We start from the raw sequence: 21,741 nt of genomic DNA, 5'->3' as shown, positions 1-21,741 counted from the left end.
CCTCCATCATCATTAATTTTTAAGGATACATACAGTAATGCCAAAACAGCAAAAGTACTAAAACACCAGCTGCAGATCCCGCAAAGAGAAGTATTGCACCTCTCCTCGTTGCAACTTTATGCTTTCCAACGGCATTAATATAAACGAAGGAAATTCCCATAACTATACTGGCATAAATGAAATAAATCAGCACCCAGCCGTACCAGGACAAAATCATTCCGTTAACAGATGTAAGACTATTAACTCCAATTTCTATTAAAATAGATAAGGCCCCTACAAAAAACGAGTAAATCACTCCAGCCATTTGCTCACCTCCTTTGCTTTGTTATCCTGAAATCCATCACACTTCGTGCGCGTTGCTTTTAAAAACACTTTTTTGTATTTATCAAGACTGTAAGCTAAATTTAACTTTTTCATCGATAATTTAATCATAAAATATCAATTTAAGATATATGCGCGATGTTAGTAATTTTCGTTTATTTTAGTGCATCAAGCACTATATATATTTTTTTAATAACTAAGAATTTTGAGAATCTTAAATAAAAAAAGACACCAACTACAATTAAATAATCGGTGTCAGAGATTTTTGTTTTTCTGCTGTCTACTTGATAGGAAATATTTTGTTTTCAAGGTTATGATCTTAATCTTTGCTTAACTTTCGTTTTTCGCTTAATATTCTTTCCTTGTTAGGACTGATGTCATCCGATAAAAAATCAAAACAAAGCCCTTCCATCCTACTTCTTTTATTCTATGGCTTGATTATTGTCATCTGTCGACTGGGGTACTACTTTATTCTTCATCTTGTTACCAATTACAAGAAGTACTATTGAAAACAAATAGAAAACCAATAGAAAACCAAAACCAATCCAAAATATTTGAAAACACCGGGAGTTAAAGCCATATAAAAACCTAAAGGGAGTAAGATAATAAAAACTATAACCATAAGCCATACCTTCTTAAGAATCGCTGAAACTAATCCCACTACTCCCGGAAAAATCTGAGTCAATATGTATATGTATGATACTTGCTGTTCCCTGGAATATGGATTGAAGAAGAGAAGAATTACCCACAAAGTAATACCTAGAATCGAACCAAGTAATCCAAAAATAATACCAACCTTTTGAAGAAGATTACTTTCTGAGTAACTAGCTAAAATCTTCATTCACGTCCCTCCTAACCTGAGAGAATCTATTCTATCCTTGACTTAATCTTGAGCCATGTTTCTTTGGTTAGAAAACTCTCTTCAACTTGCTCTTCTAACTCTAAAAAGCGTTTATATGGAATGCTGAATGAAAGAATGTCTTTGTCAATATAATTTCGTGCGGAAGGGTCCGTTAGTCCGATAATACACTTTGGATCCTCCTTCTCAGCTTGCTCTAGTGCATATAGTACAGACTGCTGACAGCCAGAACCAAAGTCAATTTCAACGTTGTCTTGAGTTGATTTATCGTAATTGGCGAACCACATCAGTGCTGAAAGTTGATCTGCATTGGCTAGGAATATAATAATTTCTGGTGTTTCATCTTCAGTCAATTCCGATAACGGTTTAAAAATTATATACTTTGCGGGTACAACTTCAGGTAACCCAGTTGCGAATTTCGCTGCTAACTCCGGGTTCTTCTTATAAAATTCTCCTTCTCTACCACCGGGGACACCCGTTGACAAGAAATGTTCAATAAAACCTAATTGAAAACGATTGAAGCCAAGTCCAACTTTACCACCCGGACAATTCGTAGTCTTATCTTCAAATACCGCCACTCGTCCTTTAGCTGCAGCATTTAACATGGAAATAACACAACCCCGTTTCCCTTCTTGAAACTGCATGGCACCCTCGGGTTTAACATTTGAACGGAATACTGCAACTGGCTGAGTTTTTAACTTTATTGAATCAGCAATTTTACTTTTCATCATAACACTCCTAATTTTATTATTTTTTCTGATTCTCAGCATGTCATAGAACGTTTTGCATTTCCGCCGCGTCCCAACCACATTCATCATCCTCTAAGTGGAGGAAATGTGGTGTTAGGTGATGTGGCGCGCTTTTAAGGATTACCAGTATATTTTTTCCAGGGTTTGTTCTTTGCAACTGCGGGGTAATCAATATCATTTTCGTTAATATCTTTAACGTTTCTAAATGCTAGCTCTTTCTTTATTATTCCATATTCAAATAATGGTTTAATTCTGCCGTTTTTCTCATCTACAATGCTTGGCATCAAAATGTACTCTTTATGTTTAAAGTACTGAGCTTTAAACATATTAAACATAGCAAAATTGTCAGTTGGATTTGCCCTCTGAATTCTTGAAATAGTCATTATTAAACTTTTATCAAAATCCATTCCCATTTTATCCATTCTTTTTGCAACTCTATCTAGGTTTGCAGATATATGAATAGTATATCCTGTTTCTTCGCCCGGAATTTCTCCTTCTACAATGGCTACTCTAATTTCATTATTTATATCTTCGTGCCCATACAAAGCTATCCAATCTTTAAAAATTTTTATTGCGTATTTTTCATTTTTATAAGGCAGTAAAAATAACGGTATTTTTTTCCCAGATGGATCTAATAAAAATGCAGCTCCTCTCCAGGTCGCCTTATCCCACGTAGGCACATCAATTGGTGATGTAACATATAAAGATTTACGCTCTTTTTCTGGTAAAGATCTAAGTTTACCAAGCTTAGGTTTATCCTTAATATCTACACCTCTTAATCTCCAATACAATTTGTCATATCTAAATGGTTTAGACACATCATAATGTGTAACACCTTGAAGTGGCATCGGAATAAAGTTAATATCATTTTCATTAAATACAACAGGAATAAATTTTTCATTTAAAGCCTCATTATTATATAAATGCTGATATATAATATTGCCTTCCCATTTAACCCCCTTACCAACTCCAGTACTGGTCTTGCCCATTATCCGATTAAAATATTCTTTAGTACAAACTAGAATGACAAAATTTGAAGCTTCGATAGAGTTCTCCATCCATCTTGGCCAGCCTTCTTTGGGAGACTCAACATATTGGTCAAGTATTGTATCTATTCCTTCACTTCGTAATTTATTTGAAAATTCTAGAACCATATCTGAAAATTCAATACTTTCTTGGCAATAACTAATAAATACAATAGGGTTTCTCTCTATCATAAGAAACCTCCAAATAATTATTCAGCATACTAAAATATCCACATGAGCCATTTCATCTAACGGTCTTGGCAGTTCCCGAAGCGTCATACTACATTCATATATTATAAGTTTTGGGAACTGCCTGTTATGTAAAGTTGCGCGCCCCCCATATCCAGAGGCCGACAGGACGTGGACGTCGGCTCCTTTAATACCCCTCAAGTACTTTACTTAATAAAAAAAGCTCTTAAAAACACTCATAATTATGCCAATAATCAATATTATTGTTGGAGTAAACGTAAAAAAGATTAACTTCTTAATCTTTATATATTCATTTAATATTAAAGACTTTATAGCTAATAACAATATCATTATTGATAAAATCATTGTTCCATTAACAATCAATAAAGAGGAAAACAAATTAAATAATTGGGTCGCTTGTGATATTTCTTTTATAAAGCTGATATTTAAACCAAAAATTGAAAATATTGCTATAAACACACCAAATATCTCAATATATTTTGTTTTCATAGACTGCATTTCTTCTACTTGATTATTTAATCTATATTCCATCTGTATATTTTTAGCAGTAAGTGTTTGAACTCTAATTTCGGCTTCGCTTAAAGAACCCTGTAGCTTATTCGATATGTTTGTAAACTCTTGATGGATCTGCATAAGCTTAATTAAAATATCAATATTGTCAGTCAAATTATGGTCAATAAGATATCTAATACCTGTGAACTTGAGAACATAAAAATCGTTTATTTGTTCTCCTATATGACCGATATCAACCAATTCCTTAATATTGTCATCAATCTCTTTAAAATTAAATATACCGTTTTTTGCTAGCGCATTAACAATAAAATCTTTAGAGCCATTAAGATATATTTCTTTAGAAAGCGAAAGCAGAATTTGGACTTTAAGCGGGCTTAGTTCCATAAAATACTACTCCTTATTAATCAATCTACAAATATTTTCCTGAAAATTATCCCGCCACACGATGTGGCGGTCCGTGCGCGCGATTTTATATAACGGTTCGCGTGTTTGCGACGCGTTCCAACTGCATTCATATTTACAAAGTGTCGAAAACACGCTGTTATCGGATGGATGAGGCCCCCCTAAGTCAGAGTGCGACAGGACGTCGCACCCTTACTGTTTTTTTTAACTTGATCTTTTCAGGGTAAACTATGAAAAAGGTATACAACTTTTGTCAAAAGAATTGTATACCCAAAATTGATTTGCTAGTCTTGAATAGTTGCCGCAATTTCTTTATTAACTAAATTAGCTGAGAAATAACTTCGAATATCGTTAATCAATGTTCGCCCTTTATAATAACCATCGAAGTTTACCTCTAATGTAATATCTCCAGTAGCTATGTCCTCCATTCTAATAAAGTAATCTTTGTTATGAGGCTGCTCTTTTACATAATCTTCAAAACCAATCCACATATCCAGTACATGACTGGCTAATTCTTCTACCAATTCTTCAATATTAAAAGGAGTGACTTTTACAGGCAATAATAAATAAGCAACAGTAATAACAGCTAATTTGCCATATCTTAATGCATAACCATAATTTACCACCCCAAATTTATTATTCGGCTGTCTGTTATATACTTTTTGAATTTGATCAAGCTTTTTAAATATTGAGTAAGCGAAAAACATTTCTTCAAATGATCTACTCTGCAGAACTTTATTTAATATATCTTTTTTAAATAAGTCCTTCTGGCTGTTTCTTCTAGCTGGTGATGGTAATTCTGCGATTGAATAACAAGCTCTTAAAAATGCTTCTCTATCAATGATTTTAGACTTGTCTATATATCTATTTTGTAATCCGTCATAAAACTCACCTTTTTTTCTCTCATAAAAATAACCAAAATTCTCAAAAATATATTTTTGTAGTTCCATTTGAATTTTATCATTAGAGATTCTATCCGAATCGTTTACAGCTGTCTGCTGATTTGTTGCTTTTGATATTTCCTCAATTAGTTTCAGAATATCTTCTTTGCTCTTTATTTTATCTTTAGTTAATTCTTCATTACCTGTAAAAGTAATAATTTTTAGCATAACTTCTTTATTTAAAAAAATCTGATCTGTTGATCCTGCTTTAAGGCTTTCCTCGTAAACTTTACTTAATGTGTAAGCAGTTTGTCCTCCATTTATTATCTGTGGGTTTTTTATATGTAGTTGCCCTTTACCTTTTTGCCCAATTCGTTCATTCAAACTAGTTTCGTCAGAAAGTATGGTAATACCATTATTAAACAAAGAAAATTCATTAGTTGACTTATCCCTAATAGTCCGTGCTATTTCTCTATTGACTTGATTATATGATAAATCCAAATAACTTCTAGGATTATGTTTTAATATCGAATTCTTATACTTATATAATGTTTTTGCGATTTCTAAAGTAGGGACGAACAAAATTGTAATCTCACAATTACTATAACTTGTTTCAACTGGGTAACTTATTCTGGATTGGCTAAATTCTTTATTGGCTAAGTTTAAATTAATAAATAAATCGGCCTCATTATAATATGTTCCAGAAACAACAGGAAACACTAAGTTATCATAACACTTATTAAAGTCAAATACCTTGCAAGGAAACCCAGCTGTAAGTTTTTTAAGAGTAATGTCATTAACGCCTTTTATGTTTGCTAATAGAACGACCTGGTAATTATACCTAGCAATGTCTTCAATACTTTTGATTCTATCGATCATTCCTTTGACTTTGCTATTGTATTCGTTGCTATATTCGTCAATAAGTTCTCCTGCTAAAATTCTATCTATTTCCATATTAAGTATTTCGGCTAATGAGATTTCTTTTGTTTCAAAGTTATTCTCATTAGTTCTAAACTTTGACTGAATGAAATAAATATTTTTCCTCTCATCATCAATATAATATGCATCAATACCACCATCATAAGGATCATCAGTTATATACTTTTCCCTATCTTTAAAATCTAACATTCCAAATTTGACTTTTAAATAGAGATGAATAAAAGTCCTTGCTCTTGCCTGATTAACTTTTTCAATATCACTTTCAATAGGATGATATCGCTTAAATTCTACAGGAGCCTCTAATCGTAGCTTATCAAGAATATTGACTAATGTCTCATACTTACTTTTAACCCCAAGTGTTTTAATATCCATTTATTCACATCACTCCCGACATGATTATTCTGTGATATGATGTAAAACTCCTTTTTTATTTTACATAAATATACAAAATTTTTATAAACATAGCTTGCGGAATTGTTACAAGCTAATAATTAACTAAGTTTAATCCACACCGCAGGACGCGGTGGCCTCGCCTCATCTTTCCGATAACGTTTCGTGAATTCCCGAAGTCTGGTTATTACGTACATATTCTCTCCGATTTTGGGAATTCACTGTTATGTAACGTGGGAGGCCCCATAACTAGGAGGCCGACACGATATCGGCCCCTTAAATAAAACAACTAAACATTCCTATTTCTAATATCTATGGCTTCTTCAATCCAATCTTCAATATTTGTTGCTATATAATTATACACGCCTGAACTTGTTATTTGTGGAGGGTTATAAGTCTTAACAATTGTTGAAAGTTTTTTCTTTGTAGGTCCATGAGTAATATAATCAAAAGGATTATTACCTTTATTACATTGTTCACAAGCACTATTCTCAATATTATGAATGTATATTCCAAAAACTCCCATACCCTTATCCCAAGACTTTACTATCTCGTGATTTATCCACTTTCTATTAGCAGTATTTGTTCCAATAAGTACGATTGTACAAGTACGCCCCTGCATTTGTTCAGAAATCCATTTCTCAATCTTTGCATCACCGCCTCCAACAATTGTCTCCCAATCATTATCTGATGCAGGTCTATTGCCCTCAATAACTCCAATATTCCTTATCTTTGCTACTCTCCAGTTATCAGGCTTGTAATGAAAGCTGTAAAAACATCTCCTAGCCATTAGTTTTTACCTCCCAAAATAATACTTATAAATGTAACAGCAATAATAGAAAACAATAAAACAGTATAAAATGGCCATATCGTTTTTGAAAAAACTACTGATATCCAGCTATCCACATTCTTTTCTAAAGAAGAAGTATTCATAGAAAAATTTATTTCATTCTCGGGTAATATCCTTACATTATCATAGAGCTTTCTAAATAAACGCTCCTGTCGTAAAAAATATCCGTCCAATCCCCAAAATACTATTGTCGGTAAATAAGCAAGATACACGAATAATATTTCCGCGTCTTTGGCTGCTAATGCAAATAGTGCAGAAACAAGAACGACACTCCAACCTTTTAGCATAAATGAATTATTTGCCATTCTGTTTATAACACCTTGTATCATATTCAAATGAGCTACTTTTATTTCCATATTTTACTTCCACTCCAACTTATCATTAGGTGTTTTAACCCAATAATCATATAATGTATATCGATTGTTATCCTTATATATAAAAATTACATCCTTGCCAGAAGTCGATCTACTCTTCCTACAATGAGGATATAAATTTAAATACTCCTGGCCATTAAATTCATAAGAGATTGTCTTCTTAACAGGCAATATAGCGACTTTTTCCTTTAAACCATCAAAGTATCCACATTCCCACGGCATCCACTTTGAATTAGTAGCATTATCTGTCGTTACATAGAAAAGAGATTTTGAAGCAGTCATTCTTTCTCTTAATTTTGAAGCTGTATCTTTATTTACATTACTTCTATCTAATTGCGGATCATCAATCCAATCAATATAAACCTTATAACCCAAATCCTCAAAGATAGCTTTTATTCCTAATATTAGTTCTGCATCTCGAATACTATGAGACAAAAAAATATCATAAGAAACAGACTTACTAAACTTTTTTGACTCAGCTAATACTATCTCTCTTGCGCTCCCCGTAAAACTTTTTTTTACTTCGACTTGAGCTCTACTTCGGACTTCATCTTCTGTAAATAGTGGCAAGAATATCACTCTCCAAACTTAGCTTTATTTCTCATTTAGTCAGTGAAATATAACCATAATACCCATATTATAACATAATTCAAATAATTTCAGTGAATTTTTTTCCGCCACACGATGTGGGCGGATTGCCTTCCATGTTATATAACTACGGTATTCCCAAACTAAGTTTGTATATACCTCTCTTTTAGTGGTATTTCCGAACTAGGTTCGGAAATACTTACTATATTTGAAATTAGTTCCTCCATTCAGCCCCCCCCAATAAATCCAAACAGCTTATAAACTTCTTTCATCAAGTCTTTCTTCGATAAACTGATCTGGTTCGTTAGAATGTGCTTAATCTGGTATTTTTATGCCCTCGCTTGCCTACTGATCGGGGCTTCCGCAGCTATAACCTGATGGATCTGGGAAAGAATCAATCCGGTTACTTTTTAATTTGATATTCGTGAAAATTCACTGCTATCCTTCTAAAAAATTAAAATATGTGGAAATTAATTCTAAAAATAACAAAGCAGCCCTTTACTGAAAAAGGCTACTTATGTATCAGAAAGCATTATACTTTCTAATATACTAAAAAAAGTCGCACTTTTTGAAACTATAGTTTTTCATCAACTACCCACGTTATGGAAATGTGGTTGTTGCTTAGACACCTTGCACCTTATTGTAATCGGTTCGCCTAATTCTTTGTAATCAATCTTCAAATCTTATCACCCTGTTTGACTTTATCAGCTCAGCGGTAAGGCTGTTTATTTTCTGTAAGCCCGACCAAGTAGTCAATGCTGGTTTTATAAAACTGTGCGAGTTTAATCATGATATTTAGCGGAACATCACGCTCCCCTCGCTCATATTTGGAGTATAAAGATTGATCGCACATTAGGTATTCCGCAACTTGTTGTTGCGTTAGATCATGATCTTCACGAACATCACGTATCTTTAATCGCATCATCATCACCAAAGCAAGTATATCTTAGGACGATAAACCCTATTGACATACTATAGTTTTTCATTAACTACCCAAGTCATGAAATGATCAACCAGTTCCAGCTTTCTCTCATCGCACAGCTTAATTTTTTGATTAATCTGAGAAAGCAGACTGTCATTCGTTTGTCTGAAAATACCCAGCAAAAAATAATCTGGTGTGATGTCCAGAGCCTCGCATATTTTAAGCAATGATTCGATACTGGGGATAGAATGATTGTTCTCTATATTGGATATATGGTTGTTGCTGAGCCCTGTTGCTTCAGCGACGTTATCCTGGGTCAGATTCAAAACCTTGCGCCTTTTCGCAATCCGCTCGCCTAATGCTTTGTAATCAATTTCCATGTTTTATCACCCTGCTTTACTTTAGCAATTATGAATAGCATTCTTAACAAAGTATAAGAGTATTTATTACCCTTGTATTTGTATTATTGTCAATATATAATGAACTTAATACCTTTTTAGTTGGATAAACAGGTTTTTGGAGGGAGATGTTTTGCTTACTATCGGCATTTGTGATGACAGGCCGTTGTGTCGCCAGTTATTGGAAGCATTCATTCATTTATATGAAAAAGAAAAGGGGGTTTTATTTGATATTTACCAATTTGGAAGTGGTGAAGAGCTTCTCGAAGAGCTGAATAAGCGTGATATGATTTTTGACCTTCTTTTTCTTGACAATAGCATGAAAAAGTTGACTGGTCTCGAAACCGCCAAACATGTAAGGCAATCCGATTTTATGTCAACATGCAGCATCGTGTTTGTGACATCTGCCGATGATCACAATCAATTCATACAGGTCCAGCCTTTGCAAGTAGTATGCAAGCCTGGTACCCAGGAGCACATTGATGCTATATTAGACAAAGTTCTGACCAAGAAGGCGTAATCATAAGCTTCACTTTTCTTTACATAATCAGCTTCAATTTTTTTATTTGAAGTGTGCTCCAACAAATTCTATAATACCCTTCATGTCCATTCAATCAATTACTCTCATGTCTTGGGAAGCAAGCGGTAATCCACCGCAAGTTTAAGCGAAGCGACGAAAAGAATGGCGGCCGTGTGGCCGCCATTTTAATACTTCAAATATTTTTTGCGCTTACCCTTCATGATACCTTATCTATTTAGACCTTTTGTCACGATTGTCAGGCTTATCCCATATGATGTCAATAAAGAACAGGAAAGAACGGTATCAATATGCGTGATTTGCTGACAGAACGCACGCCGCCTGTCATCGCGGCTGAAATCAATACGATAAGACAACAAACCAATAAAATTCTGCTGGCCAGCGCCGTCGAAGTAGGAAAACGCCTGAAGGAAGCCAAAGCGCTGCTGCCGCATGGTGAGTGGGGCAAGTGGCTGGAGGAATCAGTAAGTTATTCTCAAAGAACTGCAGAAAAACTGATACAAGTCTTCGATGAATATGGGATTAAACTGCTCGTCTCATCCGAAGATCAGGAAATGTCAAATTCGCCACCGGTGGCGAATTTGACCTACACCCAGGCCCTCATTCTTCTTGGGCTCCCGGAAGATCAGCGGGATGCGTTTATCGCTGAGAATGATGCAGGCAGCATGAGCAAGCAGCAGCTGCAGCAGGCGGTATATGTTAGGAACCAGGAGCTTGCCGGGAAAGAAGACCTGCAGAAAGTCTGTGCTGAGCAAAAAGATAAAATCTCCAAATTATCAGATGAGCGCGACCGGGCGAAAAAAGAAGCCACGGATAACCTGCAAGCCGTATGGGCCGAGCAGGGAAATGTTTTGAAGCTGCAGCGGAAGCTTGACGTCCTGGAAAATGAAAATGCAGCAGCTAAGCACATCGCCGAGATAGAATACGAAAGCAAGCTCTTAAAGCTCAACCTCTCCATGAGCCAGGCAGATGCCCGCTTTGAGCTGATAACCAAAGGATTGGAGGAACTCTTTATCGCCATCAAAGAAATGGCCGCAGCGGACCCGAATGCTTGCAAATTATATATCAGCCATGCCAATCAGTTAATGTCTAAAGCGATGAACAAGTTGAAGCGCATTGAGAAAACGACCATGGTAGCTCCGAAAGCTCCGGAAGATCCTGAGAAAAATTAATCTCTTCCCATTTCCCCAATTTCAAGCCACTCTTTCTGGTGATGTGGCTTTTTTTGTGTTTATGTCAATTGGCAATTGTTAATTCCTGAAGCTGTGAATCGGCGCTGGAATTCTGCCACCCCGGTTAATGAACTCTTCCGCGCTGTATGGATTGACCGCCATGATTGGCGCATAGCCCAGCAAACCGCCGAACTCGGCAGTATCGCCGACCCCTTTGCCATATACCGGGATAACACGGACTGCGGTCGTTTTATTATTGATGACGCCGATTGCGGCTTCGTCTGCAATCATGGCTGAGATCGTCGATTCCTTCGTATCTCCGGGTATCGCAATCATATCCAGTCCTACGGAGCAGACACTGGTCATCGCTTCGAGCTTGTCAAAGGTCAGTGCACCGCACTTAACCGCATTGATCATTCCTTCATCTTCGCTGACCGGGATAAACGCTCCGCTTAATCCCCCTACGGAGGAGGAAGCCATGATGCCGCCTTTTTTGACAGCGTCATTCAGCATGGCCAGGGCTGCCGTCGTGCCATGGGTTCCGCAGGCTTCCAAGCCCATTTCTTCAAGAATCCTGGCCACACTGTCTCCGATTTCCGGTGTTGGGGCCAGGGACAAATCCAAAATACCGAACGGTACGTCCAGTCTTCTGGATACTTCGTTGCCAACCAGCTGGCCGGCCCGGGTAATTTTAAAGGCAGTCTTCTTAATGTTCTCGGCTACGACATGCAAGGGTTCTCCCTTGACTTTCTCCATGGCACATTTGACGACGCCGGGACCGCTGACGCCGACATTGATCACAACTTCGGGTTCGCCAACCCCGTGGAAGGCGCCCGCCATAAACGGATTGTCATCGACGGCATTCGCAAACACCACCAGCTTCGCACAACCCAGAGAGTCTCTGTCCCTGGTCAAATAAGCCGTATCTTTAATTACTTTTCCCATCATCTTCACTGCATCCATGTTGATGCCGGCTTTGGAATTGGCCACATTCACAGACGAACATACCCGTTCTGTTTCATTCAGAGCCTCAGGGATGGATTCAATTAAGATTCTGTCACCTTTCGTAAAGCCTTTCTGCACCAGAGCGGAGAAGCCTCCGATAAAGTTAACGCCGACCTCCTGGGCTGCTTTGTCCAGCGTTCTCGCAAACTCGACATAGCTTTCTTCTTCACTCCCGGAAGCGATGATGGCCATCGGGGTGACTGAAATTCGTTTATTGATAATGGGAATGCCATATTCAGTTTCGATTTCATTGCCCACTTTGACAAGATTTTGTGCCAACCTGGTAATTTTGTCATAAATTCTTTGGCGGGCCTTTTCTCCCGAAGAGTCGATGCAATCAAGCAAAGAAATGCCCATCGTGATGGTCCGGATATCCAGTTTTTCTTTCTCGATCATGCGGGTGGTTTCAAAAATATTTTTATAGAGATTCATTATTTACCTCCAAAAGACTTCCCCTGTTTCCGGCTGGCAACTTGTCAACCCTTGTTACCTGTAAGTTAAATATTGTGCATATAGTCGAAGATCTCTTCTCTTTGAATCTTCACCGACAATCCGATCTCTTTGCCGAAGGCATCAAGCTCTTCCTTCAGAACACTGAAATCGCATTTTATGTTGGAAAGGTTGACCAGCATCATCATGGTGAAATAATCCTGCAAAATCGTCTGGCTGATATCCTCCACGTTTACATTATTCTCCATCAGAATCTTGGTAACGCCATAGATGATCCCGACTTTATCTTTTCCTATTACAGTGACAATTCCTTTCATTGTAACACCTCCGTTTGTTTCATTTTATTCTATCATTTCCTGATAAACAAAAAAAAGACTGGGCGCCTGCGATAAATAATAAAGAAATGGCCGAATAATAAGCGGGATCGACCATTTCTTAATCACCGTCAGATGGTAAAAAAATTATTCGCCGCCGCTTTCTCCTAACATGTTAAGAAGCGTCATCTGTTCTTCTTTTATGGTTGCCAATTCATCTGCAAAATTAAGCGCTGCCAGGATAGCTACCTGATGTGCTGGAAGCTTCGGAAATTTCAACGCAATTTCTTCCATTCTTTTATCGACATCATGGGCGAGTTTTTTGATATATTCCTCAGATCCCTTGCCGCGAATAACATGAAGTTCTCCGAAAATCAGAACCGATACTTTTTGCTCTTCCGGATTCACCGTCTTCACCCGCTCTCCTGTCTAGTACCTTGTTGAGCTCGCATCATTATTGTTTATTTTCGCCATTTTGCCCCAAATTCCTGCTGTATTCCCGAAAGGATGTCGGAATTAAAGGCGTTCACTTCTTCATCTTTCAAGGTTCGTTCTGCAGACTGGTAACGCATCGTAAAGGCAAGGCTTTTGTGTCCCGCCGGAACGGGCTGTCCTTGATACACATCGAACAGCTCTACTTCTTTCAGGAATTTCCCGCCGAGTGCCATTACCTTTTTCTTAATATCTTCTGCGGATACCTCTTCCGGAACGACAACGGCCAGGTCACGCTGAATTGCCGGATAACGCGGGTACGATTTGGCAACAACCGTGAGATTGGCATTCTTGAACAGCGCTCCAAAATCAAGCTCAAAGAGCACCGGGCGCTGCAGGTCCCATCTCTGGTCGAGCTGCGGATAGATTTCACCGAGAATACCAAGGTACTCACCATTGCAGTAAATATTTGCGGACCTCCCGGGATGAAGCAGGCTGCAGTACTTACCTTCGTCAATTCTCCGATATTCAAATTCCATTCCGCATTCTTCCGTGATCTGTGTGAGTATCCCTTTAACATAAAAGAAATCAAATTTCACCTGCGAATTCAGCCAGTGACGTTTGCTTTCCCCCTGCGCCAAGCCGGCAATCCGGGAAACCTCATCGGGCAGCTTCTTTAACGGCAGCTCTTTTGGCAAATAGACATTGCCGATTTCAAACAGCAGCAGATCCGTGTTGCGTCTGGCGGTATTTCTGGACGCAATCTCCAATAGTCCGGGTAAGAGTGACGTCCTCATCGTTCCTAATTCTTCCCTTAATGGATTTAAGAGCGGGATATTCCGGCCTTCTGACCCCCATTGATCATCCATTTCTTTATTGCTGAAAGAGTAGGAAATGACCTCGTTCATCCCGGCTTTGATCAGGATCTTACGCAGTTTGTATCGGAAAGCCTGTTCGGGTGTTCTGCGCCCCTGCGTTTGGCTGCCCTGCGGCAGGGTGGTAGGAATCTTATCATAGCCGATGATGCGGGCAATCTCTTCAATCAAATCAACTTCAATTTTAAGGTCCTGCCTGTAGGAAGGAATTTCGACACTGTACCGGCAGTCAGACAATTTCAGATATTCAAAGTCAAGAGCTTCAAAAACCTTTTCAATTTCCTGATCCGCATATTCCACACCCAGGACCTGGTTAACCGTGGAAACCGCTATTTCAATCCGGACCTTGGGCGGAAGTGCACAGACTTTTTCCGTAAAGGACATCGGTACACCTGCCTCGAGTTCCAGCAGCAATTCTGCCACTCTGCCCAGGGTGGGAACCGTCCAGTAAGGATTAACCCCTTTTTCAAAACGGCTGGAAGATTCCGAACGGAGTCCCAGCTTTCTGCTGGTACGCCGGACACTCGAACCGAGAAAATGTGCTGATTCAAACAGGATCCTGCAGGTCTTGCCGGTCACTTCACTTTCCAGGCCGCCCATGACACCGGCAATGGCTTGCGGCCCGTTATCATCGGCGATCACCAGCATATCAGGTTCCAGTCTTCTTTCGATGCCGTCCAGGCTGACCATGGTTTCACCTTGTTTAGCTTTGCGGACTCTGACCGTACCCCGAAGTTTATCCCGGTCGAACGCATGAAGCGGCTGTCCCATTTCCAGCATGCAGTAGTTGGTAATATCGACAATATTATTGATCGGACGGACCCCGGCAGCCCGAAGCCGGTTCTGCATCCAAAGCGGCGAGGGTTGAATGACGACATCATCCACCAGCAGCGCCGAATAACGCCAGGAAAGTTCCGGATCTTCAATTTCAACCTTCTGCCTGACATCTTCCGGCCAGGAAGGCATTTCCTCGCGGGCCCATTCCGGCAAAACAGGCTTTTTCCCGAGCAAAGTTCCGGCCTCTCTCGCAACATTGACCATCGCCAGACAATCCGGCCGGTTAGGGTAAAGTTCCAGTTCCAGGACGCTGTCCTGCAGACCAAGATAGGCTTCCAGGCTCTCACCGACAGGCGCGTCAGGAGACAGGATCAGGATCCCGCCTTTACTGCGTTCCTGACCGACAGCTTCGATCTCAAGTTCCTTATCGGAACAAAGCATCCCATACGATTTTACGCCTCTCATCTCGACCGGTTGAATCTCTTTACCCCCCGGAAGCACCGCTCCCGGAACGGCTACCGGTACTTTATCCCCGACAAGAACATTCGAGGCACCCGTAACAATGGTCAGTTCTTCCCTGCCGGTATTCAAACGGCATACCTGCAGTTTTTGGGCATCGGGATGGGGCTGGATATCCAGAATTTCACCGATATAGACTTCTGTGAATCCTTTATTCAAGCATTCTACCCCTTCAACTTCAATCCCGCCCCTGGTCAGGACTTCTGCCAATTCCTCAGGGCTGAGACTGAGTTCGAGGTATTGTTTCAGCCATTCCATACTTACTCTCATCAGAGCATCCTCCAGTACATCAACATGTTATATGATAAATAAAAACAATCTATCTATACAATCATTCAAACTATTTCTAGGATACCGTTCTCTAAATAACTAGACATTTAAACCTTCATAGCTGGGTCTGTGTGCCACAGTTCCAGCGTAAGATCAATGTCCTAGAACTGTTCCAGGAAGCGGATGTCGTTATCAAAAAGCAGCCGCATATCTTCAATGCCGTATTTCAGCATGGCAATCCGTTCTACGCCCATGCCGAAAGCAAAGCCTGTTACTTCCTTAGGATCATATCCACCCATCTCCAGCACATGCGGATGAACCATCCCGGCCCCCAGGATTTCAATCCAGCCGGTTCCTTTGCACAGCCTGCAGCCTGCACCGCCGCAAAGCATGCAGGACACATCAACTTCAGCACTGGGCTCCGTAAACGGGAAAAAGCTCGGCCTCAAGCGGATTTCCCGGGATTCGCCGAACATTTGTCTGGAGAAGTACAGAAGCAGTCCTTTAAGATCGGACATTCTGACTCCCTTATCAACCAGCAGCCCCTCTACCTGATGGAACATCGGTGAGTGGGTTGCATCATCATCGTTGCGGAAAACTTTCCCTGGCGCAATGATCTTGACCGGAAGCTGGGGCCTTAATTTTTCCATGGTTCTGATCTGGACCGGCGAGGTCTGCGTCCGAAGCAGAATATCCTCGGTGATAAAAAACGTATCCTGCATATCCCTGGCCGGATGGTCTTTCGGCAGGTTCAACGCTTCAAAGTTATAGTAATCCGTTTCTATTTCTGGTCCCTCAGCGATCGTAAAACCCATGCCCATAAAAATATCTTCAATTTCCTCGATCACTTTGCTTAGAGGATGCTGGTGCCCCTGAGGCAAAGAATACCCTGACAGACTGATATCGATCCGTTCTTCCCTAAGTCTGCTTTCCAAAGCATTCTTTTCGAATTCCTTCCATTTTTTGTCCCAGGCATCTTCGAGCTGGCTGCGTAGTTCATTGACGATCTGCCCCATTTGGGGACGCTCTTCCGCACTGAGCTGACCCATCTGCTTCAGCAAGGATGTGAGTGATCCCTTTTTGCCCATCACCCGGACTTTTAGCTCCTGAAGCTCTTCCGACGAAGTCAGCTTCGTCAGTTGCTCCAGTGTATCTTCCTTAATCTTCTTTATTTCTTCTCGCATTGTGGTCACCCTTTCAGCAATGAATTCATGTAAAAAAACAATAAACTCTCGTCCTCTAGGGACGAGAGTTAGGTTTCCCGTGGTACCACCCTTTTTTGACCATGCGTCAAATCACAGTTCACACTTCATAAGCTGGTAACGGCTGCCAACCGGTTAACTCCCGGAATGAACTTCAACCTCAAGACTCCCATGTTGAGGTAGCTGCCTGCCTGGCCGACTTTCAGTCTGGGTCGGTCCTCCCTTTAGAGGCCTGCCTGCCTTTTGTTCCGTTCATTGTCACTTGTCAATTTGTCGTTGTTCTTGTATAAAAGATATAATTGGGGAGAACCGGTTGCCTCGAAGGCTTTCCAAAAATAATCAGGCGCTGACATTTTGAGCCCACCTTTCCTCGGCTTAGGTTCGGAAAGCAAAGTCATTGTTTTCTTTGCCTGATCAGAATTATATCATTTTCAATCATGGTTTACAAGAATTGTCCCTGTCTTCGCATTTCATAAAGGAATATTCCGGCAGCCATTGACGCATTCAGTGATTCAACATTGTTAAACATTGGAATGGAATACTGCTTAGCGGCCTTTTCCATAAAAAAAGCTGACGGCCCCGCAGCCTCATTGCCAATAATTAACGCCAAAGGATAGTCTTCACAAATGTTCGTCTTAAATATGGAAGTCCCACCCATGGTAGACACGACCATGGAACATTCTCTTTGTCTGCAAAAAATTGCTATTTCTTCAGGCGTTTTATCCGTTAGGATCACTTCAGAAAAAACGGAGCCCATACTGCTGCGCAGAACTTTAGGATTATAAAGATCCACCGTTTTTTTTGTCAAAATGATTTGCTTGACATCTGCAGCCAGGGCGGTTCTTAAAATCGTGCCCAAATTACCCGGGTCCTGGATTCCATCGACGACGAGAAGAATGGTATCTTTCCGAACCTTGATATCCTGCCAGTCAAATTCAGTTCTCCGGATGATTCCAAGGATACCCTGAGGCTCTTCTGTAGCGCTCATTTTGCGCATCACCGCTTCAGACACCTCTTCAGCTTCTATTCCCAGCGCACGTACCTCCGTCACCAGTCCGGAAATATTTAAGGAGTACTGCGGATCTGATGGTCCTGTCGCTGCGTCCTGGGCCGTATAATAAACTTTCTTAAGCTGCGCTTGCCTGAGAATGGCTTCCTGTACAAAACGTTTGCCTTCTACAAGGAATTCCCTATATTCTTTACGGCCTTTTTTATCATGCAGGGATACCACATGCTTGACCTGTCCATTCTGCAAAGAAACAATCATGATGATCCTCCCGGACTACCTGAAATAGAGCAGGAGTCCGGTCCTGAAAAGACCGAACTCCAAAGATTCATAGGTATTCTTGACTTAAGCATTTGCCTGAGCTTTTGCATGGGTGTTTTCAAGTTTGCTTTGGGCAACTTCTACAAGTTTGGTAAAAGCTGCAGGATCATTGACTGCCAAATCGGCCAGCATTTTGCGGTTGATATTGACATTGGCCAGCTTCAGACCGTACATCAGCCGGTTATACGTAATGTTATTCATTCGGGCAGCTGCATTAATCCTGGTGATCCACAGTTTGCGAAAATCGCGTCTTCTCTGTTTGCGGTGAACATAAGCATACGCCATCGATTTAACGACTTGCTGTTTGGCCATTCTGAAAAGTTTGCTCTTACGTCCTCTATATCCTCTGGCTAATTTTAATATTTTTTTATGGCGTTCATGTGCTCTGACGCCTCTTTTTACACGGGCCATTTTTAAAGACCTCCTTTAAGTGATATTCTTATTTAACATAAGCGATCAGACGAGCAATACGCTTCGCGTCGGTACTATGCATAACCGCCGCTTTGCGAAGATTCCGTTTACGCTTTGGCGACTTCTTCTCCAGGATATGGCTTTTATACGCATGATAACAAACAATTTTGCCGGTAGCCGTTTTCTTAATACGCTTGGCAGCTCCACGATGTGTTTTCATTTTAGGCATTTATGATAACCCCCTTTTCATTTTAATCGTGTTTATGTGCGGAAGGAGCTAAAATCATAACCATATTGCGGCCTTCGACTTTGGGTTCACGCTCGACAAGAGCTTCTTCACGAAGAAATTCAGCCATTCGTAAACACAATACTTTACCATGGTCTGGGTGTGTTATCTCCCGTCCTCTAAACATGATGGTAACTTTAACTTTATCGCCATCGCCTAAAAAGCGTTGGGCATTGCGCGCCTTGGTCATAAAATCATGGTCTTCAATATTCGGGCGGAGCTTGACTTCTTTAATTTCAACAACCTTCTGCTTCTTACGGGCTTCTTTATCACGCTTCGCCTGCTCATATTTATATTTCCCATAATCCATCACCTTACAAACCGGTGGTTTGGCAGCAGGAGCAATCTCCACTAAATCAAGCGCTTTTTCAGCAGCGACGCTCAAGGCATCTTTAATAGGAATGATCCCGAGTTGTTCTCCTTCTTCACCTACTAATCGAACTTCCCGAGCCCGGATTTCTTCATTAATCCGTAAATCTTTGTTAATAGCGAATCACCTCCAATTTTTTTACTTACAACGAGCCAAAAAGTATAAAAAAATAAAGACGGTATTCCACCCGTCTTCATCATACAAAATGAGCATAATCCTGCTGGAAAACTCACTAGGACCTCATCGGCATTACGTCATGAGGTGAGAAGCGGATGGCTTCTACTTGGCATGAATATTATACATAGTTCAGCGTTCAATGTCAATCATCTAATATGTGATTTTAAATGTTTCATTTTCATTGGCCGGAACCGTGATCTTTCCGTCAATAATTTTTTGCTTATATTCATTTATTTTGGTATAGGTTTCTTCCGGAACCATAGATTCAGTTGTCTCTGCCAAACCGACGGCATTCTCTGCTAAGCCATACGATACATTTTTACCGGACGCCAAGGTGTTCTCTTCAATTTGTTTGATGATTTCGTAAGCAACCTTGCCGTTCTCCTTGATGACTGAAGTAAGGACAGTCTGAGGCGCCAGATCATTTTGATCGATGTCGGCACCTATCGCATACTTGCCTTTTTCCTCCATGACTTCAATCATTGCTTTTCCTGCCAGACCTGCGCTATGAAAAATAACATCGGCATCAGAATTGACCATCGCTTCCGCCATTTCTTCGACCCTGGTCTTATTGGTGAAAGTGGCGGCATTTCCTTTCAAAAGCTCACAGTTGGGATTGACGAACCGTACTCCGCTCTTGAAACCATAAAAGTAAGGCTGTGCTGCTTCTTTATTGTCCCCTGAGATAAAACCAACGACATTTGTTTCCGTCCTTTTTGCCGCCAGATACCCTGCCAGAAAAGCAGCTTCCTCTACTCTATAGGACACGGCCAGAACATTGTCAGGTATGGTCCCCTCGATCGTGCTGTCCAGACAGACATAGGTGATTTTAGGGTTTTTTTCTGCCGCTTCCAGGGTTGCCGGAACGGCAGCGGAACCTATGGTAAATATGACCTGACAGTCCTGGGATTTAAGCTCGGCAAGCCCCGACGGATAGTCTTTATCATTCTTGACCTTAACATAGCCGACCCCGGCGTTTAGTTCCTGTTGTGCCTTTTGCAGTCCTTCCCAGGCTTTTTCAGAATAAATATCCTCGATTCCGTCCTGGCCGGTAATCAGTCCGACCTTGATCGCGTAGTTTCCCGAGTCATCCGAAGGTACGTCCTGACCGCCGCCTCCCAGAATCCCGCAGCCAGTCAGCAACAAAAAGGCTATAACAAGCAAACAAAGCATCTTTCCCCATATTTTCACTGCATTTCTTTTTGACATTTTTTCACCTCTTGTATAACCTTCTGTTATTGAGCGTCCAGAGCCTATCCGTAAAATATCCCGGCTCGGTTTCATTCAGGGCTTTCTCCATATCAAACATCCTGGCGTCAATGATATCCAGATAATGAAGGATTTCTGCCTCCGGAAACATCGGTCTCTTGGGACTGCCAAATTCCGGCTCATAATGGTGCGAAAGCAGCATATGCTGAAGAAGGAGACTGGTCTCCTCATCGAGACCCACTTTGTCTGCAGCCTTTTCAATTTTCTTGATTCCTTGAACAATATGGCCTAACAGCTGCCCCTCAACAGTATACTCCGTAGCAATCCCGAGGGCGTTGGCATCAATTTCATCAAGCTTGGCAACATCGTGCAGCATGATCCCGGCATAAAGAAGATCTTTATCCAGGAAAGTATAGACATCCGCTAGTTTTTCTCCAGCTTTAAGCATTGTCAGCGTATGATACAGCAGTCCCGACCTTAAGGCATGATGATTCTGCACAGCAGCCGGATGAATCAGCAGTTTCTCTCCGGCTTCCGTCAGAAGAAGCTGAACGGTTTCTCTTATTTTGACATTCTCCATCCCGGCGAGGTATTGCAGAAGCTCAGCGTACATTGCTTCTGGACTATACGGCGCCACAGGTATAAACGCATTAATGTCAACTTGATCGTCCTCAACAACTGCACGGATTTTATCGATCTTAACTTGTTTCTTGCCTTGCCATTCCGCCATACTGCCTTTGATCTTTACAAGCATGTTGCTTTGATACAGTGTTTCATCTTCCTGCTTGCAGTCCCACATCCTTGCGGTTATTTCCCCGCCGGCGTCACCTAAGACGATATCAAGATACCGGTTTCCGCCAGCCGTAGTCTTCGTTTCAACCCTGCGAATCAAGAAAAATGCAACCAAAGACTCTCCTGACTTCAACTCATTCCAATTCTTTTTCTCAGTCAAGTTACCCACCACTCTCCGGAATTTGTATTGTTTT

At 40.7% G+C, this 21,741-nt stretch carries 24 protein-coding genes and 1 other annotated feature; of the genes, 2 read left to right on the top strand and 22 right to left on the bottom strand.

What is annotated here, in order from left to right; translation table 11 throughout:
- Positions 1-19: 19 nt before the first annotated feature.
- The 11 genes from NC238_13425 to NC238_13375 all read right to left on the bottom strand — a co-directional run bounded on the left by NC238_13425 (position 20) and on the right by NC238_13375 (position 9,403).
- Complete coding sequence (locus NC238_13425) at positions 20-304, bottom strand: dehalogenase (GenBank protein MCM1566909.1); 285 nt, start codon at positions 302-304, stop codon at positions 20-22.
- A gap of 519 nt (positions 305-823) precedes the next feature.
- Positions 824-1,162: a hypothetical protein gene (locus NC238_13420; protein ID MCM1566908.1), complete on the bottom strand. Its 339-nt coding sequence runs from the start codon at positions 1,160-1,162 to the stop codon at positions 824-826.
- Between the two features lie 26 nt (positions 1,163-1,188).
- Positions 1,189-1,908 (bottom strand): DUF169 domain-containing protein, encoded by a 720-nt coding sequence (locus NC238_13415; protein MCM1566907.1) that lies wholly within the window; start codon positions 1,906-1,908, stop codon positions 1,189-1,191.
- A 134-nt stretch (positions 1,909-2,042) separates the two neighbouring features.
- A complete protein-coding gene (locus tag NC238_13410) occupies positions 2,043-3,146 on the bottom strand; it encodes a TIR domain-containing protein (protein ID MCM1566906.1) in 1,104 nt (367 codons plus the stop codon).
- 207 nt (positions 3,147-3,353) lie between these two features.
- A complete protein-coding gene (locus tag NC238_13405) occupies positions 3,354-4,061 on the bottom strand; it encodes a hypothetical protein (protein ID MCM1566905.1) in 708 nt (235 codons plus the stop codon).
- A gap of 302 nt (positions 4,062-4,363) precedes the next feature.
- Positions 4,364-6,271, bottom strand: a complete 1,908-nt coding sequence (locus tag NC238_13400; GenBank protein MCM1566904.1) for an AIPR family protein — start codon at positions 6,269-6,271, stop codon at positions 4,364-4,366.
- Between the two features lie 307 nt (positions 6,272-6,578).
- Positions 6,579-7,079, bottom strand: coding sequence for a TIR domain-containing protein (locus NC238_13395; protein ID MCM1566903.1), 501 nt, complete (start codon positions 7,077-7,079; stop codon positions 6,579-6,581).
- On the bottom strand, positions 7,079-7,495 hold the full coding sequence (locus tag NC238_13390; protein ID MCM1566902.1) for a hypothetical protein: 417 nt from the start codon (positions 7,493-7,495) through the stop codon (positions 7,079-7,081). Before NC238_13390 ends, NC238_13395 begins: the two co-directional genes overlap by 1 nt.
- A 3-nt stretch (positions 7,496-7,498) precedes the next feature.
- Entirely contained in the window at positions 7,499-8,083 is a 585-nt protein-coding gene (locus NC238_13385) for a toll/interleukin-1 receptor domain-containing protein (protein ID MCM1566901.1), read from the bottom strand.
- A gap of 727 nt (positions 8,084-8,810) precedes the next feature.
- Positions 8,811-9,023 carry a helix-turn-helix domain-containing protein gene (locus NC238_13380; GenBank protein ID MCM1566900.1) on the bottom strand — a complete coding sequence of 71 codons (213 nt, stop codon included), beginning with the start codon at positions 9,021-9,023 and terminating at the stop codon, positions 8,811-8,813.
- Between the two features lie 50 nt (positions 9,024-9,073).
- Positions 9,074-9,403, bottom strand: a complete 330-nt coding sequence (locus tag NC238_13375) for a helix-turn-helix domain-containing protein (GenBank protein MCM1566899.1) — start codon at positions 9,401-9,403, stop codon at positions 9,074-9,076.
- Positions 9,404-9,554: 151 nt separating this feature from the next.
- Between NC238_13375 and NC238_13370 the strand changes: the two genes are divergently transcribed.
- Both NC238_13370 and NC238_13365 read left to right on the top strand, forming a co-directional pair.
- Positions 9,555-9,941: a response regulator gene (locus NC238_13370; GenBank protein ID MCM1566898.1), complete on the top strand. Its 387-nt coding sequence runs from the start codon at positions 9,555-9,557 to the stop codon at positions 9,939-9,941.
- Positions 9,942-10,249: 308 nt separating this feature from the next.
- Entirely contained in the window at positions 10,250-11,131 is an 882-nt protein-coding gene (locus tag NC238_13365) for a DUF3102 domain-containing protein (GenBank protein MCM1566897.1), read from the top strand.
- Positions 11,132-11,209: 78 nt separating this feature from the next.
- Here the strand turns inward: NC238_13365 and NC238_13360 are convergent, their stop codons facing one another.
- The 11 genes from NC238_13360 to NC238_13310 form a co-directional block, all read right to left on the bottom strand.
- A complete protein-coding gene (locus NC238_13360; protein ID MCM1566896.1) occupies positions 11,210-12,568 on the bottom strand; it encodes a PFL family protein in 1,359 nt (452 codons plus the stop codon).
- Positions 12,569-12,633: 65 nt separating this feature from the next.
- Positions 12,634-12,903, bottom strand: a complete 270-nt coding sequence (locus NC238_13355) for an ACT domain-containing protein (protein ID MCM1566895.1) — start codon at positions 12,901-12,903, stop codon at positions 12,634-12,636.
- Between the two features lie 144 nt (positions 12,904-13,047).
- Entirely contained in the window at positions 13,048-13,317 is a 270-nt protein-coding gene (locus NC238_13350) for a cell division protein ZapA (GenBank protein ID MCM1566894.1), read from the bottom strand.
- A gap of 44 nt (positions 13,318-13,361) precedes the next feature.
- Positions 13,362-15,773, bottom strand: a complete 2,412-nt coding sequence (gene pheT, locus NC238_13345) for a phenylalanine--tRNA ligase subunit beta (GenBank protein ID MCM1566893.1) — start codon at positions 15,771-15,773, stop codon at positions 13,362-13,364.
- Between the two features lie 161 nt (positions 15,774-15,934).
- Positions 15,935-16,957 carry a phenylalanine--tRNA ligase subunit alpha gene (gene pheS, locus NC238_13340; protein MCM1566892.1) on the bottom strand — a complete coding sequence of 341 codons (1,023 nt, stop codon included), beginning with the start codon at positions 16,955-16,957 and terminating at the stop codon, positions 15,935-15,937.
- A 460-nt stretch (positions 16,958-17,417) separates the two neighbouring features.
- Positions 17,418-18,242: an RNA methyltransferase gene (locus tag NC238_13335; GenBank protein ID MCM1566891.1), complete on the bottom strand. Its 825-nt coding sequence runs from the start codon at positions 18,240-18,242 to the stop codon at positions 17,418-17,420.
- A gap of 84 nt (positions 18,243-18,326) precedes the next feature.
- Positions 18,327-18,713: a 50S ribosomal protein L20 gene (rplT, locus tag NC238_13330; protein MCM1566890.1), complete on the bottom strand. Its 387-nt coding sequence runs from the start codon at positions 18,711-18,713 to the stop codon at positions 18,327-18,329.
- A gap of 28 nt (positions 18,714-18,741) precedes the next feature.
- On the bottom strand, positions 18,742-18,942 hold the full coding sequence (gene rpmI, locus NC238_13325; GenBank protein ID MCM1566889.1) for a 50S ribosomal protein L35: 201 nt from the start codon (positions 18,940-18,942) through the stop codon (positions 18,742-18,744).
- Between the two features lie 22 nt (positions 18,943-18,964).
- Positions 18,965-19,486 (bottom strand): translation initiation factor IF-3, encoded by a 522-nt coding sequence (gene infC / locus NC238_13320; GenBank protein MCM1566888.1) that lies wholly within the window; start codon positions 19,484-19,486, stop codon positions 18,965-18,967.
- A 44-nt stretch (positions 19,487-19,530) separates the two neighbouring features.
- Positions 19,531-19,660 (bottom strand) — a sequence feature (ribosomal protein L20 leader region).
- A gap of 36 nt (positions 19,661-19,696) precedes the next feature.
- Positions 19,697-20,755: a BMP family ABC transporter substrate-binding protein gene (locus tag NC238_13315; protein MCM1566887.1), complete on the bottom strand. Its 1,059-nt coding sequence runs from the start codon at positions 20,753-20,755 to the stop codon at positions 19,697-19,699.
- Between the two features lie 4 nt (positions 20,756-20,759).
- The gene (locus tag NC238_13310) at positions 20,760-21,662 is read right to left on the bottom strand and encodes an HD domain-containing protein (GenBank protein ID MCM1566886.1); all 903 of its coding nucleotides are present in this window, start codon (positions 21,660-21,662) and stop codon (positions 20,760-20,762) included.
- Positions 21,663-21,741 lie beyond the last annotated feature (79 nt).

Source organism: Dehalobacter sp. (assembly GCA_023667845.1).
Classification (GTDB): Bacteria; Bacillota; Desulfitobacteriia; order Desulfitobacteriales; family Syntrophobotulaceae; genus Dehalobacter.
Note: the sequence above shows the minus strand (reverse complement) of the source record. Positions and strands in the feature narration are given on the sequence as shown.